A 16,446-nucleotide genomic window follows, 5' to 3' on the forward strand; every position below is an offset into this window, starting at 1 on the left:
TCGTGGTAGAGGGGATTCTATGGAACTGATGACCATTGGATTCACGCAGACCTCCGCCGAGCACTTCTTCAAGCGCCTCCAAACCGCAGGGGTAAAGCGCGTAATCGACGTTCGTCTCAATAACACTTCGCAACTCGCAGGCTTTGCCAAAGCTCAGGATTTGGCTTGGTTTCTACGCGTCATTGGAGGCATCGACTACGTGTACGAGCCATTGCTTGCTCCGACGGAAGATATGCTTGCTGCCTACAAGAAGGAGAAGGGAGATTGGGGAGAGTACGAGCGACGCTTCTTGGCTCTCTTGGAGCAGCGGCGCGTCGAGGATAAGTTTACGCCGACGCTCTTCGACCGTGGGTGCTTGCTGTGTAGCGAAGCCACTTCAGAGCATTGCCATCGTCGACTGGTGGCTGAGTACCTGCGCCGCAAGTGGTCTGAGCCCGTCGCTGTGCGACACCTTTAGTTAAAGGTGGGTTTTCTTTGTGCTTCGTGTCCTCTCGTCCCAGTGCCAACTGGGCCAGTCGGAACGTGGCACAAATGTCGAGCTTCTCGGGTAACTCCCACTACGTCAACCCTGTATGTGTCTATTGCGGTTCCCTCGTACAGGAACCTTGGACTCCTGCCTGTAGCTTGCGTCAGGCGGTAGGGCTAACGGCGGCCTCCTCGCGCGGGCTCGTGGCCCAGCCGGCCAGGCCGATCGCGCACACCAGCATCAGCGCGGCGAGCAGGAAGGGCGCGCCGGGCAGACCCCAGCCGAGCCCCGGGCCGATGAAGTACGCGAGCGTCTGGGTGAACATCGCGGGGCCGATCATCCCCGCGATGCCCATGATGCTCGAGAGCGCGCCCTGGAACTGGCCCTGCTCCGAGGGGCTGATGCGGCGGGACATCAACCCCTGGGCCGCGGGGCCGGTGAGCCCCCACAGCGCCATCACCGGCACGCCGAGCCAGAACACGAGCCCGGTCGGGGCCAGGCCGTAGAGGATGAAGCCCAGCGCGCCGAAGAACAGCCCCAGCATCAGGGCGCGCCGCTCCCCGAGCTTCTTCACGGTGGGCCGCACCAGGACTCCCTGCACGAGCCCGGAGCTGAGGCCCACGCCCGCCATGGTGATCCCCACGGTGCGCTCGTCCCAGCCGAAGCGGTAGCCCGCGTACAGCACGAACACGCTGGGCAGCGCGACGTGGGCGAGCTGATAGAGGAATTGGACGCTCGACAGCCGGAGCACCTCGGCGTTCGAGCGCAGCAGCTTCAACGCGCCCACCGGATTGGCGCGCCGCCACTCGAAGGCCTTGCGCCGCTCGGGAGGCAGGGACTCCGGCAGGACGAACAGGCCGTACAGCGCGTTGGCCAGACTCAGGCCCGCGGACACCCAGAAGGGCAGGCGCGCATCCACGCCGCCCAGCACCCCGCCGAGCGCGGGCCCCAGGACGAAGCCCACGCCGAACGCGGCGCCGATCAGTCCGAAGCTGGCGGCGCGCTTCTCCGGTGGCGTCACGTCCGCGATGTAGGCGCTGGCCGTGCTGATGCTCGCCGAGGTGATGCCGGAGATGACCCGGCCCGCGAACAGCCAGCCCAGCGTCGGCGCCAGCGCCATGAGGATGTAGTCGAGCCCCAGCCCGAAGTTGGACAGGAGGATCACCGGCCGCCGGCCGAAGCGGTCCGAGACGGCACCGAGCAGCGGCGAGAAGAAGAACTGCATCAGCGCCCAGGCCGTGGAGAACACGCCGAAGACGCCCGCGGCCCGCGCGGTGTCGCCGCCCAGCATGGAGACGACGATCTTCGGCAGCACGGGGATGATCATCCCCATGGCCAGGATGTCGAGCAGGACGGTGACGAAGATGAAGGCCAGCGTGGCGCGGCGGGGGCCCGCGGGGACGGTCGGTTCACTCATGGCGGGCGACGTCTAGCACCTTCCCGGCCGAAGGGGTGAGTCCCCCCACGCATCAGGTCACGTCGCTGGTGCACTGGATGTACGGGCCATGAGGCGCGCAGGTGGCGTTCTTGACCCTCGCCCAGTCGCCCTGGGGCCAGACGGTCTTGGCCCAGTCGGCGATGGTGTTGACGAGCGCCGGGTCCGCCCCGTGGTACTTGAACCGCGGCAGCATGAAGTAGATCCGGTTGCCCAGGGAGCCGTCGTAGAAGCCGTTGATGACCTCGGTGGTGGTCGCGCCGCCCCCGTTGAGCCAGTCCGAGACGCTGTACTGGCGCGTCTTGTCCCACCAGGTGGACAGGAAGGCCTGCAGGATGGCCGCGCGCTCCGCGTGGGTGATGTCCGACCACCCCGGCATGAGATCCGTCACGACGAAGCGGCTCAGGTCCCCCGAGGTCCTCGGCGTCCACCCCGCCCCGTACGGCGCGTTGGGCTTGAGCGTGTTGTCCGCGGTCTGCATCCCCTTGGCCAGGTAGAGCGTGAGCAACCCCTGGACGGGCGTGGTGCCGAGGGGCGTGCGGCTCAGCCCCTTGATGGCGCCGGGCACATAGCCCCAGTCGAGGGGCCGCTGCGAGCTGCGGTCCGCTCCATCCGAATGGTTGCCATTGAAGAGGACGAGCGCGACGTGGTACCAGCTCATCGAGAAGTAGGTGAACATGAACGGGCTGTTGTCCTTGATGCCCGTGTTGTTGACCGGCAGCTTGATCATGTGGGGCGAGGCATCGAAGGTGCTGTTGGTCATCCACGCCCGGGTGTCTCGCGAGGAGGGGTGCACCAGGCGGGCCTTGTCCTCCAGCCCGAACTCCTGCATCACCTCCCACGTCTTCACCACGTGCCAGAGCGCGGTGGAGTAGACCTTCCGCGAGTACTCGGCGGTCAGGCCGTTGGTGGCGCTCGGGAACCTCGGCGAGAGGAACTCGAAGAGGCGCAGGTTCCACAGGCCGTTGGGGTAGTAGAGCAGGTTGCGGTAGTGGGTGTAGCCGGCGGCCTTCACCCGCGCGGCCAGCTGCCGCATGGACTCGGTGGGCGTCGCGGTGCCCTCGCCGTTGTAGGCCATGTTGAGTCTGTCATTGACGAAGGCATCCCCCCACGCGTCCTTGGGATGGATGGCCGGCAGCCAGTGATTCCAGTCGGGGAGCTGGAAGAAGATGGGCACCTCGCGGGCGCTGAGGTTCCTCGCCGTGGAGATGGCCTCCTTCGTGATGCCCGCCGGGAAGAGGTACCGCAGCATGTCGCGGTTCTGCTCCACGACCGCGTCCACGCCAGCTCCCGCCGCCCATTGCTCGACGGGCCTGGAATCCAGCCCCGGCCCGGGCTGATAGGGCGGGTTCCACGGCCGCCCCGGATTGGGTACGGGCAGGCTCCGGATGTACGAGGCCACCCGCTGGGCCTCCAGGTCGCTCAGGCCATGGAACCTCGAGCGCTCGATGATGGAGGCATTCGAGTAATTGAAATACTTCAAGTCCCGTCCGTCCTGGGCATGGCAGTCCATGCACCGGGCCCGGATGGCCGTGGAGTCCTTGTAGGAGCGCCTCAACTGCCGCGTGCGCCAGAGCTTCTCGCCCTCGGCGATGGAGAAGGCATCCGTGAGCGGGGGCTTCCAGGTGTTGGGATCCTCCTGCACGAAGAGGGAGTCCGGCAGGACGCGGCTGCCATCGGCCCGGAGCAGGTTGAGCTTCAGCACCCGGTAGCCGATGGAGCGCCCATCCGAGGTGTTGAACCGGAAGGCGATCTGGTTCGAGCCCGCCACGAGCGCCCCGGTGGGAACGCCCAGGTTCAGCTTCACCGTCGAGAAGGCGCCGCCAATGCCTCCGTAGTTCTTCCCGAGCCCCTCGACGGTCACCGTGGTGTTGCTCAGGGGCAGCCAGGCACCGGAGTTGAAACGGACACTGGCCTTGTTCGCGTAGCTCAGGTTGTACACCTGCAGCCAGAGCCGCAGGGGCTGCTGCGCGTCCTGGGCCGTCAGGCCCACCGTCACGCTCTTCGTGACGCCCTCGGCCCCGAGCACCTCGATGGGCAGGGTGATGGCCGGGGCGAGCTCCCGGCGGGCCGACGCCTGGACCGGCTCCGGCTGTCCCGTCTCCAGCTCCTCGGGGGCCGCGAGGCATCCCGTGAGCCACGACGTGACACCCGCGAGGCAGCAGAGGAGGAAGGAGGAGTGTTTTGTTTTTGACATTGTTTGAGGCGCAATCATTCACCTCGTGCAATGGCTGACAAGAGCGGGCGGGGGAGCGAGTGCCCCTTCGCCAGATCAGACAGCAGGCGATGGCTGTCTTTCCGGGGTGGTGCAGGGGCCCACGAGGAGGAGGGAAGAGATCTCGCGGAGGGGGAAGGGCAGCGGGTAGCATCGCCCGCGATGGCATTCGAACTGGTTCTGTTGTGGCTCGTGACGGCGGTGCCGTGCGAGAAGACGCCGCCGCCCGGCATGGTGTGCATCGAGGGGGGAGAGGCGATCGTGGGCGCCGATGATCACCAGGCCGCGGAGAAGCCCCGGCACCCGGTGTTCGTCGAGACGTTCTACCTGGATGCGAAGGAGGTCACGATCGCCGACTACAGCCGGTGCGAGCGAGCGGGGGCCTGTCCGAAGCTGCAGCGTCCACCGTACTACGCGCGCTTCCAGAAGCCCGAGCTGCCCGCGGTGCCCATCACCTGGGACCTGGCGCACCAGTACTGCGTGTTCGCGGGCAAGCGGCTGCCCACGGAGGCCGAGTGGGAGAAGGCCGCGCGCGGGCCCGAGGGGAAGACGTACCCGTGGGGCGACGAGGCGCCCTCGTGCGACAAGGCGAACTACAAGGGCTGTCCGGGAGACGCCACGCGGCCGCCTGGCAGCTACCCGCCCGGTGCCTACGGCCTCTACGACATGGCGGGCAACGGGTACGAGTGGGTGAAGGACTGGTGGACGCCCTGTTTCAAGGGCTGTGACAAGGCGTGTGGGGAGGCGTGCCTGCGCGCCAACCCGAAGGGGCCGTGCGACGGCGCGAGCCCGTGCAAGGGCTACACCCAGCGTGTGCTCAAGGGAGGCTCCTGGTACTGGCCCGAGGAGATGCTGCGCGGTTCCTGGCGGCGGGGCGAGCGTCCCAAGAGCGGGCTCCACCGCCTGAGCTTCCGCTGCGCCTCGACGACGCCCCAGCTGTCCGCGTGGCCGCCCCGGTTCATGACGGAGCCCCCGGGCCGGCCGGCGGATCCGAAGCCTCCGAGCGAGGAGGAGCGCGCCAAGGCGTTCGCGGTCGTCGAGGACACGGACGTCTTCGAGATTCCCCTCTGTGGCCGCGTGGGCAAGGCGCGCGTCGATTGCCGCGACCCCATGAGCTACGTCAAGTCGAACGAGGTGCTCCAGTACCTCTTCGGGGATGCCATCAAGAACGTGGGGGGCGGGTACGTCGGGCTCGGAGCCGATCAGGGCTATTCATACATCGCGCATGCGCGGAGCCAGTGGGCGTGGCTCTTCGACTATGACCCGACGGTGGTGCGGCTGCACCACGTGCTGAGGGCCGTGGTGAAGCGGGCGCCGACCCGCGAGGACTTCGTCGCGGCCTTCACGGACAAGCAGGTGAAGGCGACGCGGGCCGCCATCGAGGAGGAGTGGGCGTCCCTGCCGAAGGAGGAGCGCGCCGCCATCAGCGGTGTGTTCGAGCGCGCCCGGCGGCAGCTGTGGGCCAACTACGCGCGTCAGCTCAAGCCCGCGCGCTGGACGCAGGGATTCGGCTGGCTCCAGACGGACGAGAACTACCGCTACGTGCGCCTGATGTTCGAGCAGGGGCGCATCATCGCCGTCAAGGGCAACATGCTCACGGACAAGGCGCTGCCGTCCATCGCTCGCGCCGCCCGTTCCCTGGGCGTGCCCATCCGCGTCTACTACCCGTCCAACGCCGAGGAGCAGTGGAAGCAGCTGCCTCCCCAGTACCGGGAGAACGTGCGCCAGCTGCCCTTCGACGAGCGCAGCGTGATCCTCCGGACGTTGATCTCCCACAAGTTCCACAAGTTGGAGTCGTACTGGCACTACATCGTCCACGGCGGGCTGCATGCACAGGAGCACCTGGGGCTCCCGGGATACGCGAACGTCTGGAGCTTCATGGAGGACCGCCAGCAGGTGGGCGCGTTCGAGAATGTTTCCAAGCGAGACCGTTACATCGACTTCCTGAGCTACATCGGCGTGCCCTCGGCCACGAGCTCCGTGGTCGCGGAGTCGAAGCCTTGAGGTCCGGCGGGGCGCTCGTCCTCGCCGTGTTGCTCGCCGCGGGTCTCGCGCGAGGGGAGGGTTACCCCATCCCTCGTGGCGAGCACCCGGTCGCGTGGAAGCCGGCGGAGACCGTCGGCGAGTGGAAGGCCGAGGGGGACGCGCTCGCGCTCACCACGCCGAAGGCGCTCCGCAACTACTTCATCCAGGAGGACGAGGCCGCGTCACCGGCTCCCTTCGTGCGCGCGAGGATCCAGAATCCGGCCCGTGCCGATCTGGCCCTCCTCTTCCGCGCGAAGGTACGCGCGACCCAGCCCCTGTTCGCGCTCACGGGCTATGGCCTCTACGTGGATGGGCGCCGGGAGACGGTGGGCTTCGTTCGCTATGACAGGACGCGCTCGGATGACAGCGGCGTGCGCGCGAAGGTGCCTGGACTCGCGAAGGTGGCGGAGCTCGAGCTCGTGCTCTTCGCCGCCGGGCCGGCCTTCGCCGTCCACGTGTACGACGCCCGCACCAAGGCGGAGCTCGCGAGCCTCGTCTGGTCCGACGCGGCGTTCGCCGGGGGCTCGCTCGGCGTGTACGCGCACAGGAATCAGGCCGCGGACGTGCGGGTGTCGCTGTTCGTGCCGGATCCTCCGGAGGAGGAGGCGTCGGCTCGTGATGGCCTGACGCTCGAGTGGCTCGTGCATGTCGAGCGGGGCCTCCAGTTCGCTCCGGAGCTGCGCCGTCATCTGCGCCGTGTCGCGCGCGAGGCGGACGCGGATGTGTACATCGCGAGCGAGCTGGGTGTGCACCTGCTGCGCGCGAGCTCGGTCAGCGTGCTCCAGATGCATCCCGGGGTGCCTTACCGCTTCCTGGACTCCACTTTCGAGGAGCGCCTGGCCCAGGCCCGCAAGGCGCCCGTGCGCGATGGCTTCGTCGAGGGCATCAAGGATCCCGAGCTCATCGAGCGGGCGATGAGGGCCCTCGCCGCACGGGCTCCGGAGCGCACGCGCATCATCGAGGTCGGCCGTACCCACGAGGACCGGCCCCTGCTCGCGTTGCTCATTGGCGACGCGTTGGACGACCACACCCGCCCGGCGCTGCTGTTGTGCGCCGGCACCCATGCCAACGAGGTGGTGACACCCGAGCTGCCGCTCGACGCGGCGCGCTGGTTGTTGGAGAACGCGAAGGACAAGCGGGTCGCGCGGTGGTTGAGCACGTTCCATGTGGTGGTCGTTCCGCTGGTGAATCCCGATGGAAGCCACGGGTACTGGCACGTGTCCACCGAGCGGGGGCGCACCAACCGGCGCAAGGACGAGCAGGCGGCGGAGCTGGGGCTGTTCGAGTACGGCGTGGACCTCAACCGCAACTATCCATTCCAGTGGGGGAGCGTGGAGGACCGCTACAACAGCGCGGATGCGCGCTCTCCGTTCTATCGAGGGCCGGCGGCGGGCTCGGAGCCCGAGGTGCAGGCGATGATGAAGCTGGGCGAGGCGTGGCGCTTCGTCGCGATGGTGTCGTACCACGCGGCGGCGAGCCGCCTGCTCGTGCCGTACACGGTGGAAGGAGCCCGTGAGCCGAAGCCCTCGGCGGCGTGGGCGGTGGCGCCCGGGATGATCGACGCGGTGGCGCCATTGCCGAAAGGCAAGCGCTACGAGGCGGTGCGCCACCTGTATCCGGTGGCGGGGACGGATCAGGACTGGTTCTACTGGAGCTTCGGGACGCTGGCGTACCTGGTGGAGCTGCCGTTCGTGTCACCGGGGCCGAAGCGGCCGCTCGAGCCGATGGTGGAGGGAGCGCGAGGCTTCTGGCAGGTGTTGATGGATCGCTTCCTGGATGGCCCGTCGCTCACGGTGCAGGTGCCGGAGTCCTTCCGGTCGGAGGGGCCGGTCACGGTGGCGGTGGAGCAGGTGACGTGGCCGAACGGGGAGCGCTTCACGGCGCACCCGGAGTCGGGAGTGTTCCACACGTACCTGCCCGCGGCCGGGCGTTACACGGTGAAGGCGACGAGCGCGTCGGGCAGGACGGTGTCCCAACCCGTCGATGTCGGCACGGAGCGAGTGGTGCTCGCCCTCACCGAAGCGTCCTGAATCAAAGTACCCCCAGGCAGCTCAGGCACGGAAGACACAGAGAACCCCCAAGGACCTCTGGCGCGGAGAACCCCTCGCCCTCCGGGAGAGGGACGGGGTGAGGGTATCGAGGCCCCCGGGTTCCCATCCCTCATCCCATGCCCAACCCCAGAGGTCAGGGCCCGCCCCCTCCTCTCTCTGGTAGCGTCCGGAGCTTCCGGAGGGACGCGGCATGCTCGACGAAGACGGTCAGTTGTGGGGGGCGGTGCCTGTGCTCACCCCTGGCACGGAGGTGGCGGGTTTCACCATCGAGGGAACGATTGCTTCTGGCAGCTTCGGAACCGTGTACCGTGCGAGGCGGAGCGGGCGGCCCTACGCCGTCAAGCTGGTGCGCATCACTCCGCGAGGTGACCGGGAGGCGGCTGCGCTCCGTCTGATGCGGCACCCCAACGTGGTGACCTTCCACGGCTATGGCCTCTGGCCCGAGGAGGAGCCGTGCTTCCTCGTCCTGGCCTTGGAGCTCGTCGAGGGCCGTACGCTCGACGTCTGGGCAGAACAGGAGAATCCCTCCGCGCTCGAGTTGGTGATGCGGGTGTTGCTGCCCCTGGCGCTCACCCTGGCGGACGTGCACGCCTCGGGTGTGGTGCACCGGGACATCAAGGAGGCCAACATCATCGTGCGCGAGTCGGACGGGCAACCGGTGCTGGTGGACTTCGGCGCCGCGGGCCTCAAGGAGGGGGCACTCCGTCTGACGATGCGGCTGCCGCCGGGCACCGCCGAGTACCGCAGCCCCGAGGCGTTGCGCTTCGCCCGGCAGTGGGAGGGCGAGCACTACCCCTTCTCGCCGGGAGATGACCTGTGGGCCCTGGGGGTCGTCCTCTACGGGCTGTTGACGCGCACGCTCCCTTTTGGAGACCGGAACAACCCCGGGTTGAATCGGGCCATCCTCGAGGAGACGCCGCCGGCCCCGCATGAGCTCAACCCGCGTGTGCCCCAGGTCTTGAGTGACGTGTGCATGGGGTTGCTGGAGAAGAAGCTCGAGGACCGCTACCCGGACGCGAAGGCACTCGCGGAGGACCTGCTGGAGCAGTGCACCCAGGCGGACTCCTCCTGGCGCACGCCGATGTTTCCGAGAAGCGGCCAGGAAAAGCGCTCCCCATCCCCCGCTCCGGGGGCGCCCCGGCGCCAGTGGCCCCGGCGATGGTGGGTGGCTGGCGGGCTCGTTCTCACCGCGGCCCTCCTGCTGCTCGTGCCCGGGGTCACCCCACGTAAGGCGTCACCCACCTCTTCCGCGACGCCCCGGGGCAACTCCGGCCAGGAAGTCGTGGCTCCGGCCAAAAAGGTGGAAGTTGTTCCCGGCGCGGCACTCCCGCCCGCGCCCGTCGCCGCCGCGACGAAAAGCGAGGAGCCCAAGATGAAGAAGACGATCCGTACCCTGGTTGCAGCCGGTTGTGTTGCCGGCTCCCCCGGCTGTGTCAGCGGGCCGCAGTCGCGCCCGCCCCCTCCGGAGGAGTGTCCCCCCGGAGCTGCTGCGATTCACCAGCGCTTCGGCATGTTCGGGTGGCACGGGACCATGTTCCCGCCCTTCGTCAATGGGATCTTCCCGGTGCGAGAGGGGCCCATCACCACCGAGAACATTGGCCCTTGGGGGGCGATCCCTGATCGAGCGCTTTTCACCGGACGCGTCTTCTTCGGGAAGGACCGCGTCTATGCACGCTTCACCCAGGTTCGTTTCCCGACCGGCGAGGTGCTGCCGGTCTGTCTCCAGATGGTGCGGAATGCGGATCTGGGCATTCCGAAGGAGCCCGGCAGCAAGGGCGATGTGGCGCTCATCGACTCCTCCGTGAGCATCGTTCCGGTCCGCCGCTTCGATTGATCAGCTCCTCATCTGGAGGCTTCGTACCGTGCCCCTACCGCCCCCATCGGTCCTGCTCCTCGTGCTGCTGCAGAGTTCACCGCGGACACCGCCCGGGGTTGGTGCGTGTGAGACCGTGGAACGTGTTGAGCTGGCCTCCCCGACGGGGGGCCGGGAGATCTGTGTCAGTCCCGGCCTGGCAACGAACCTGCGCTTCGACGCTCCCGCGTTCGTGGAATTGCAGGACGAGGTTCGCTTCGAGCAGGTCGTCCGTGACCGCCGGCTCCTCACGTTGATGCCGCCGCCAGACATGGCCGAGGGGGAACGGCTGCGGCTCACAGTGCACTTCGAGGGAGAGCCTTCCCCGAGCGGCATCTCATTGATGCTGGTGGGCCATTCGGGGCAGGCGACGCACCAGGTGGAGGTGTCCCGCGACGAGCGCACTCGGGAGTCTCTTCGACGGGAATTGCTCCAGGAGCGTGCCAGGACAGCGCAACTGCGCGAGGCACTTGCGCGAGCAGCGGCCAGGCTCCATCAGTCCGGTGGACTCCGGGGGCTCATCCTCAGCGGAGCATTGGGGTCAAATGCCATCCAGTTCCACGAGTTCTACCAGGGCTCGAAGGGATACACGGAAGGCGAACTCACCGTGACGCGCGGAGCGAGCTACCGCTCGGACAAGACTGTCGCGCTGGAGGTTTGGTTGGAGAACTCTGGCACGACGCCGTGGACGGTTGCTGGGGCCGCTCTGTCCGTGAACGGCGTGCCGATGGAAGGGCTCTCCTGGGAGGCCACGACGATTCCGCCAGGCCAGAGAGATCGGGTGGTGGTGGAGGTGCCAGCCATCCGAGGAGAGCCGCAAGGCAACGTCACGCTGAGACTGTGGGAGGAGGGGCCTCGCACCATCGACATTCCAGACGTCATCTTCCCATAGGGGTAGTGCTCAACCCGCCTTATTCACCAGAAGGGCTGGAGGGTGACCGGAAAAAATGTCCACCGGACATTGTCGGCCCGCCGGTTCCAGGGCGCCGTCTTGGGACAAGCTAGGCCCGTGGTTCCGGGGAAATGAGGTCCGTGCCATTGACGAAGATTCTCCCATTCAAGCTGCGCGCCAGTTCCAGTGCGGCTTTCAGGAAGACATCCTCAGAGAGGACCTCGGAGGTTCCCACGACGCCGACCAGCCACTTGGTTCCTCCCACGAAGTGAATCAGCTCCTTTCTGGTGGATTTAGGAAGATCCTCGCGTCGCCAGAAGTAACTGCTGGTTCCCAGGATGATCCTGCTGAACTGATCCAATGGCCCGGCATACTCCAGCGAATTGAAGGTGAGCGTTCCCTGGGCGCTCGTGAAACTCGCGGAACTCCACCGCTCAGGTTCGCCCTCCCAGTGCAACAACCATCCGGGAAGGACGTCCCGCATGGAATGGATGGCCTGATGGTCAACGACCGGGCTGTAGATGGTGCAACGCACGTTTTCTTCTCCCCTTACTCGTGACGTCCACCAGAAGCTTCCCGGCCTCCAGAATGGCCCGTCCTGACATGAGTGTCACGAGCGACCAGTTGAAGCGTCACACCATCTTCATGGTGATGCCAGGTCAACTCCGGGATGCGTGGCCAGCCCTTCTTGATGGCATCGAGTTGCTCAGGGGTCAAAGTGGGCACCGCCTCCGGCCTGATCTCGAGTATTTCTCGGAGTTGGCGTGTGGCATCCGCGAACTGGCGGGCATCGCTCACTTCGGGGCCGCGGAGCTCCTCGGGGATGGTGATTTCCGCGATGGGTTCGAAGATGGGGTAGCCACCGCTGTTGTAGAGAACCCCCGTCACCGGATGGCGCTGGCCCGCCAGGTGCTCGTTCTTGTGCGAGCGGGCCCTCTCACATTCCGGGACCTGGCCGGGCGCGTGGGCCGTGCCCGGGAGCAGGACGAGCGCGGCGACCCGGGCCCAGAAGGGCATGGGGAGTGCGATGGGCTGGGGCGCCCTGACGGGCGGTGACTGGATGGCCGTGGGGCCCGGCGCTCTCCTCGGCCAGACGGCCCAAGTCCAACTACCAGGGCCATCCGCCCGTGCGGCGCTCGGTTTCAATCGATGCCTTCGCCAACAACGAGGTGCGCCTGCTGCTCAACGCGCTGGCCTACGACCTCGTGCACGCCGCGCGCGTCTTGCTCGAGCAGGCCACGGTCGAGGGCCGGGGGCTGCGCCGCGTGCGCGAACGGGTGCTCAAGGTGGCGGCGCGAGTGCTGCTACACGCCAGGAGAGTGGTGCTGGTGATTGCCCGGGAGTCGGCTGGCCTCTGGCAGAAGTCATGGACGAAGCTGGGCTCGCTGAGCACGGCCCACCTCACGTAAGCCGCCTGACGGCAATCCCATCGCCCCCGTCGAGTTCTCCGTCGTCCCCTCCAACTCCTCCTATTCGCTCCCCGCTGCACCGGGCGGACTTCGTCTGCCTTGCGTTCGAAGTCGCAAGCCAACGCCCTCGACTTCAGCCCTCGTGCATGCTTTGAGCCAGTCATCGTGAATATGGTGGGCTCAACCGGTCAGCGGGATTCGCGCGCCGGAAACCGTGACACCGGGCGCGCCGGGTTCGAGGATTCGACACGATGAATCCCATCGAACGCTTGCAGTCGTACATGCGCCGGAGTGCCGCGGGCCGCTACGAGTCCATCCCGGTTCCGCCCTTCACGGTCTTCATCCATCCGCACGATCCCCTCATCTACTTCAACTACGCCATCCCGGACGGGCCCATCACGGGGGACGTGCGCGAGCCGTTGCGGCGGCTCCGGGCCGAGTTCCAGAAGAGGGGCCGGGTGCCCCGTTTCGAGTACGTCTCCGAGCTGGCGCCGGCCCTGGCGCACACGCTGCTCGCCGAGGGCTTCCAGCTGGAGGCCGAGGCCCGGTTGATGGTCTGCACGCGCGAGCGCTTCACGCCCGTGGCGGTGCCGGAGGGGGTCTCGTTCCCGGTGCTCTCGTCCGAGTCCTCGCGCGAGGAGGTGCGCACGTACTGCAACACCTCGCGGAAGGCCTTCTCGCCGGGCGAGCCCTACGAGGCCTCCGAGGAGGATGTCTCCAAGACGCTGGAGGAGCTCCGGGAGGGCAGGGCGGTGGTGGGGTACGTCGAGGGAGAGCCCGCGGTGGTGGGCACGTTCACCCCACCGTGGGACGGCATCGCCGAGCTCGGCGGAGTGGCGACGATCGAGCGCTTCCGCAAGCGGGGACTGGGCAGCGCGGTGACGTCCCGGGTGGCACAGGAGGCCTTCGCGCGGGGCGTGGACGTGCTGTTCCTGAGCACCATCACCGAGGAGGCCGGCCGCATCTACGAGCGGGTGGGGTTCCGGTTCGTGACGCGGATGCTCTTCATGTCCGTTCCGGCCTGAGACGCCCGGTCCTTCCTTCACCGAGCGGGCAGGGAAGGGCCAGGCTGATTTGTTCTCAGCCGCGCACGGGCGCGGTAGCTTGCGCGGGAGATGGAGACCCACCTCGCTCGTGTGCTCGTGTGCCTCGCCGCCCTGTCCACCGGAGTGGGGCGGGCGGACCCTGGGACGGACGGGAAGCCGGAAGCACCTCCGGCCCGGACGGTGCTGCTGCTCGGGGACAGCCTCATCGTCACCAGCTTCGGCGAGTCCCTCGAGAAGTCGCTGAACGAGCACCCGGGCACCCGCGCCATGCGGAAGGCGAAGTCCTCCACGGGGCTCGCCCGCCCGGACTTCTTCGACTGGATGAAGGTGGGCCGCGAGGAGGTCGAGCGCCACCGGCCCGACGCCGTCGTCGTCATCATGGGCGGCAACGACGGGCAGGGGCTCACGGACGAGAACGGCAAGGCGAAGGTCCAGTGGGGCGCCTCGGGCTGGGAGGACGCGTACCGTCAGCGCGTCGTGGACTTCCTGGGGGTCCTGCATGCGCCCGGCCGGAAGATCCTCTGGGTCGAGCTGCCGTACACCGGGCTGCCGAGGTTCGAGCGCAAGCTGGGCATCATCCGGCGCGTCCTGCGCGAGGCCGTGTCGGCGCACGAGGACTCGAAGTACCTCGAGACGAAGCCATTCTTCACCGACGCGAAGGGCGCCCTGCTGCGCGAGGCCCGGGTCGAGGGCTTCCGCAAGCCGATGAAGCTGAAGATGGAGGATGGGGTCCACTTCACGTTGGCGGGCGGCCGGTACTTCGCCACCCAGGTGTACCCCGCGGTCCTCGGGCTGTTCGGGCCCGACACTCCGAAGCCGGCTCCGGTGGCCGCTGTGGCCCCGGCTCCCTCCGAGGCCTCGGCTCCCTCCGTGGCCCCGTCCTCCGCCCCGCCGGTGGAGAAAGAGGTCCGCAACCGGGAGCCGGCGGTCTGCCGCGAGTTCGACGCCGTGTCGGAAGCTCCAATGACGACGATGCCCATGGCCCTCTGCTACCCATGAGAACCGGAAGAAAAACCACCCCCTGGCCGCGCCTGGTTGCGTGTCTGCTGGCGATGGCGACATGCTCGTGCGCAGCCATCACCATGACCTCCGCGCCCGCACGTGTCTCCGCCGCCGGTGCTGCCCCCGGGCGGGTTCCGGTCCTGCTGGTGCACGGCATCGATGACGATGCGAGGACCCTGGCGCCGCTCGCGAACGGGCTGACGCGGGCCGGCTTCCAGGACGTGCAGATCGTCGAGCTGAAGCCCAACAACGGGGATGCCCCCATCTCCGTGCTGGCCGGACAGGTGGCCGAGGCCGCCGCGAGCCTGCGCGCGCGGACGGGCCAGGCGCGGGTCGACGTGGTGGCCTTCAGCATGGGGGCGCTCGTCAGCCGCTACTACCTGCAGCGGCTGGAGGGGCGGAACCACGTGCGCCGCTTCGTGTCCATCTCCGGTCCCCACGCGGGAACGCTCACGGGCTGGCTGCGCGCCAACCCCGGTGCGCGCGACATGCGGCCCCACAGCGAGCTGTTGCGAGGGCTCGCCGCGGATGAGGCCCCGTTCGGGGACGTCGAGGTCTTCACCCTCTGGACGCCGCTGGATCTGATGATCATCCCCGCCAGCTCCTCGCGGCTGAGCGGAGCCCGGGAGCGGACCATCCCTGTCATCCTCCACCCGCTGATGCTGCGCGATGGGCGGGTCCTCCGCTCGGTGGAGGAGGCCCTCACGCTGGAGCGTCCCGAGGACTTCAGGCCCCTGCCGGTCGAGCTGCCTCCCGGCGGTCCCTGAGACCCTCGCTCGAGACGTGGAGCCTCAGGCCCGCGTGGGCCCGGAGTCGCTGGGCGGGGTGGGGGCGGGCGGCGCGGGCTTCTTCGGAATCGTCGAGCGGCGCGGCGAGCCCTTGATGGCGTAGTTCAGCAGCATGGCCCCTGGCAGGAGCATGCCCAGCCCCTGGTTGAGGTTGGCGGGGGGATGGACCACGGCCCCGAGGGCCATCGCGGCGAACAACAGACCACACACCACACGGACGATGATGGAGCTCACGGGGCTTCCTGGGAACGGGGCGACCCATGATAACCAGGGATTTTCCGCGTGCACGTGTCCCCATGAAAAAGTCCTCCACGGCCCTGGTGGCGATCCTGCTCGGACTGGCCTCGGCGCTGTTCTTCACCATGACCTACGTGCTCAACCGCAACATGGCGGCGGGAGGGGCGTTCTGGGCCTGGAGCGCGTCGCTGCGCTACTTCATCATGTTGCCCCTCATGTCGGTGCTGGTGGCGGCGCACGGGGGCATGCGGCCGTTGGTGGCCGAGCTGAGGAGGCACCCGGGCGAGTGGCTGCTCTGGAGCAGCGTGGGTTTCGGCGTCTTCTACGCGTTCCTCACGGTGTCGGCGGACTACGGGCCCTCGTGGCTGATCGCCGGCTCCTTCCAGCTCACGGTGCTCGCCGGCCCGCTGCTGTCGCCGTTCATCTACACCGACGCGCGCCGGCGCATCCCCTTCAAGGCCGTGGGCATGGGCGCGTTGATCGTCCTGGGCGTGCTCGTCATGCAGCTGGGGTACTTCCAGCTCTCCATGCCCGCGAGCGCCTGGCTGGCGCTGCTCTTCGTGGTGATCTCCGCCGTCGCGTACCCGTTGGGCAACCGCCGGGTGATGCTGCACCTGGAGCGCGAGGGCGTCTCGCTGGATGCCAGCCAGCGCGTGCTGGGGATGACGCTGGGCAGCCTGCCTTTCTGGCTGTGCGTGGCGGCCTACGGCTACGCGAGGGTGGGGTGGCCCCCGGCGGGGCAGGTGCTGCAGTCGGCCGGTGTGGCGCTCTCCTCCGGGGTGATCGCCACCACCCTGTTCTTCCGCGCCGCCCAGATGACGGCGAACAACCCGGTGGGGCTGTCCGCCGTGGAGGCCACGCAGGCCACCGAGCTGCTCTTCGCGCTGCTGCTGGGCGTGCTCTTCCTGGGCGAGCCCTGGCCCTCCGCGTTCAGCTTCGTGGGGGCCGGGCTCATCGTGGTGGGGATGGTGCTCTACAGCCGCGTCAGCGTGGCCGCCGAGCTGGAGCCCGCCGCGGTACAGACGTGA

At 68.0% G+C, this 16,446-nt stretch carries 15 protein-coding genes; 10 read left to right on the forward strand and 5 right to left on the reverse strand.

The window, feature by feature from the left end; translation table 11 throughout:
* The first annotated feature begins 19 nt into the window (after positions 1–19).
* Complete coding sequence (locus VFZ09_RS47285; protein ID WP_329734429.1) at positions 20–457, forward strand: DUF488 domain-containing protein; 438 nt, start codon at positions 20–22, stop codon at positions 455–457.
* A gap of 172 nt (positions 458–629) precedes the next feature.
* Here VFZ09_RS47285 and VFZ09_RS47290 read toward each other — a convergent pair whose 3' ends face one another.
* Both VFZ09_RS47290 and VFZ09_RS47295 read right to left on the reverse strand, forming a co-directional pair.
* Positions 630–1,883: a TCR/Tet family MFS transporter gene (locus VFZ09_RS47290; RefSeq protein WP_329734430.1), complete on the reverse strand. Its 1,254-nt coding sequence runs from the start codon at positions 1,881–1,883 to the stop codon at positions 630–632.
* 52 nt (positions 1,884–1,935) lie between these two features.
* On the reverse strand, positions 1,936–4,098 hold the full coding sequence (locus VFZ09_RS47295) for a hypothetical protein (RefSeq protein WP_329734431.1): 2,163 nt from the start codon (positions 4,096–4,098) through the stop codon (positions 1,936–1,938).
* Between the two features lie 180 nt (positions 4,099–4,278).
* On the opposite strand from VFZ09_RS47295, the gene VFZ09_RS47300 reads away from it, so the two are divergent.
* The 4 genes from VFZ09_RS47300 (at position 4,279) to VFZ09_RS47315 (ending at position 10,936) form a co-directional block, all read left to right on the forward strand.
* Positions 4,279–6,120: an SUMF1/EgtB/PvdO family nonheme iron enzyme gene (locus tag VFZ09_RS47300; protein ID WP_329734432.1), complete on the forward strand. Its 1,842-nt coding sequence runs from the start codon at positions 4,279–4,281 to the stop codon at positions 6,118–6,120.
* Positions 6,117–8,171 carry a M14 family metallopeptidase gene (locus VFZ09_RS47305; protein ID WP_329734433.1) on the forward strand — a complete coding sequence of 685 codons (2,055 nt, stop codon included), beginning with the start codon at positions 6,117–6,119 and terminating at the stop codon, positions 8,169–8,171. Before VFZ09_RS47300 ends, VFZ09_RS47305 begins: the two co-directional genes overlap by 4 nt.
* A 211-nt stretch (positions 8,172–8,382) precedes the next feature.
* Positions 8,383–10,026, forward strand: a complete 1,644-nt coding sequence (locus VFZ09_RS47310) for a serine/threonine-protein kinase (RefSeq protein ID WP_329734434.1) — start codon at positions 8,383–8,385, stop codon at positions 10,024–10,026.
* 61 nt (positions 10,027–10,087) lie between these two features.
* Positions 10,088–10,936, forward strand: coding sequence for a DUF2381 family protein (locus VFZ09_RS47315; RefSeq protein WP_329734527.1), 849 nt, complete (start codon positions 10,088–10,090; stop codon positions 10,934–10,936).
* A 109-nt stretch (positions 10,937–11,045) separates the two neighbouring features.
* On the opposite strand, the gene VFZ09_RS47320 is transcribed toward VFZ09_RS47315, so the two are convergent.
* Both VFZ09_RS47320 and VFZ09_RS47325 read right to left on the reverse strand, forming a co-directional pair.
* On the reverse strand, positions 11,046–11,471 hold the full coding sequence (locus VFZ09_RS47320) for a hypothetical protein (RefSeq protein ID WP_329734435.1): 426 nt from the start codon (positions 11,469–11,471) through the stop codon (positions 11,046–11,048).
* A gap of 14 nt (positions 11,472–11,485) precedes the next feature.
* Positions 11,486–11,953: an HNH endonuclease gene (locus tag VFZ09_RS47325; protein WP_329734436.1), complete on the reverse strand. Its 468-nt coding sequence runs from the start codon at positions 11,951–11,953 to the stop codon at positions 11,486–11,488.
* A 35-nt stretch (positions 11,954–11,988) separates the two neighbouring features.
* On the opposite strand from VFZ09_RS47325, the gene VFZ09_RS47330 reads away from it, so the two are divergent.
* The 4 genes from VFZ09_RS47330 to VFZ09_RS47345 all read left to right on the forward strand — a co-directional run bounded on the left by VFZ09_RS47330 (position 11,989) and on the right by VFZ09_RS47345 (position 15,160).
* Positions 11,989–12,345, forward strand: a complete 357-nt coding sequence (locus tag VFZ09_RS47330) for a transposase (RefSeq protein ID WP_329734437.1) — start codon at positions 11,989–11,991, stop codon at positions 12,343–12,345.
* Between the two features lie 251 nt (positions 12,346–12,596).
* Positions 12,597–13,370, forward strand: a complete 774-nt coding sequence (locus tag VFZ09_RS47335; RefSeq protein WP_329734438.1) for a GNAT family N-acetyltransferase — start codon at positions 12,597–12,599, stop codon at positions 13,368–13,370.
* A 90-nt stretch (positions 13,371–13,460) separates the two neighbouring features.
* Positions 13,461–14,390 carry a DUF459 domain-containing protein gene (locus VFZ09_RS47340; RefSeq protein ID WP_329734439.1) on the forward strand — a complete coding sequence of 310 codons (930 nt, stop codon included), beginning with the start codon at positions 13,461–13,463 and terminating at the stop codon, positions 14,388–14,390.
* A gap of 83 nt (positions 14,391–14,473) precedes the next feature.
* Positions 14,474–15,160: a lipase family alpha/beta hydrolase gene (locus VFZ09_RS47345; protein ID WP_329734440.1), complete on the forward strand. Its 687-nt coding sequence runs from the start codon at positions 14,474–14,476 to the stop codon at positions 15,158–15,160.
* Between the two features lie 24 nt (positions 15,161–15,184).
* On the opposite strand, the gene VFZ09_RS47350 is transcribed toward VFZ09_RS47345, so the two are convergent.
* Positions 15,185–15,415, reverse strand: a complete 231-nt coding sequence (locus VFZ09_RS47350) for a hypothetical protein (protein WP_329734441.1) — start codon at positions 15,413–15,415, stop codon at positions 15,185–15,187.
* A 62-nt stretch (positions 15,416–15,477) separates the two neighbouring features.
* On the opposite strand from VFZ09_RS47350, the gene VFZ09_RS47355 reads away from it, so the two are divergent.
* The gene (locus tag VFZ09_RS47355; protein WP_329734442.1) at positions 15,478–16,446 is read left to right on the forward strand and encodes a multidrug resistance efflux transporter family protein; all 969 of its coding nucleotides are present in this window, start codon (positions 15,478–15,480) and stop codon (positions 16,444–16,446) included.

This window comes from Archangium sp., assembly GCF_036277355.1.
Classification (GTDB): Bacteria; Myxococcota; Myxococcia; order Myxococcales; family Myxococcaceae; genus Archangium.

What these genes read in the sequence shown, in the direction of transcription:
- VFZ09_RS47285 (WP_329734429.1), top strand. Translation starts at nt 20, where the DNA reads ATGGAACTGATGACCATTGGATTCACGCAGACCTCCGCCGAGCACTTC.
- VFZ09_RS47290 (WP_329734430.1), bottom strand. Translation starts at nt 1,883, where the DNA reads ATGAGTGAACCGACCGTCCCCGCGGGCCCCCGCCGCGCCACGCTGGCC.
- VFZ09_RS47295 (WP_329734431.1), bottom strand. Translation starts at nt 4,098, where the DNA reads ATGTCAAAAACAAAACACTCCTCCTTCCTCCTCTGCTGCCTCGCGGGT.
- VFZ09_RS47300 (WP_329734432.1), top strand. Translation starts at nt 4,279, where the DNA reads ATGGCATTCGAACTGGTTCTGTTGTGGCTCGTGACGGCGGTGCCGTGC.
- VFZ09_RS47310 (WP_329734434.1), top strand. Translation starts at nt 8,383, where the DNA reads ATGCTCGACGAAGACGGTCAGTTGTGGGGGGCGGTGCCTGTGCTCACC.
- VFZ09_RS47325 (WP_329734436.1), bottom strand. Translation starts at nt 11,953, where the DNA reads ATGCCCTTCTGGGCCCGGGTCGCCGCGCTCGTCCTGCTCCCGGGCACG.
- VFZ09_RS47335 (WP_329734438.1), top strand. Translation starts at nt 12,597, where the DNA reads ATGAATCCCATCGAACGCTTGCAGTCGTACATGCGCCGGAGTGCCGCG.
- VFZ09_RS47340 (WP_329734439.1), top strand. Translation starts at nt 13,461, where the DNA reads ATGGAGACCCACCTCGCTCGTGTGCTCGTGTGCCTCGCCGCCCTGTCC.
- VFZ09_RS47345 (WP_329734440.1), top strand. Translation starts at nt 14,474, where the DNA reads ATGACCTCCGCGCCCGCACGTGTCTCCGCCGCCGGTGCTGCCCCCGGG.
- VFZ09_RS47355 (WP_329734442.1), top strand. Translation starts at nt 15,478, where the DNA reads ATGAAAAAGTCCTCCACGGCCCTGGTGGCGATCCTGCTCGGACTGGCC.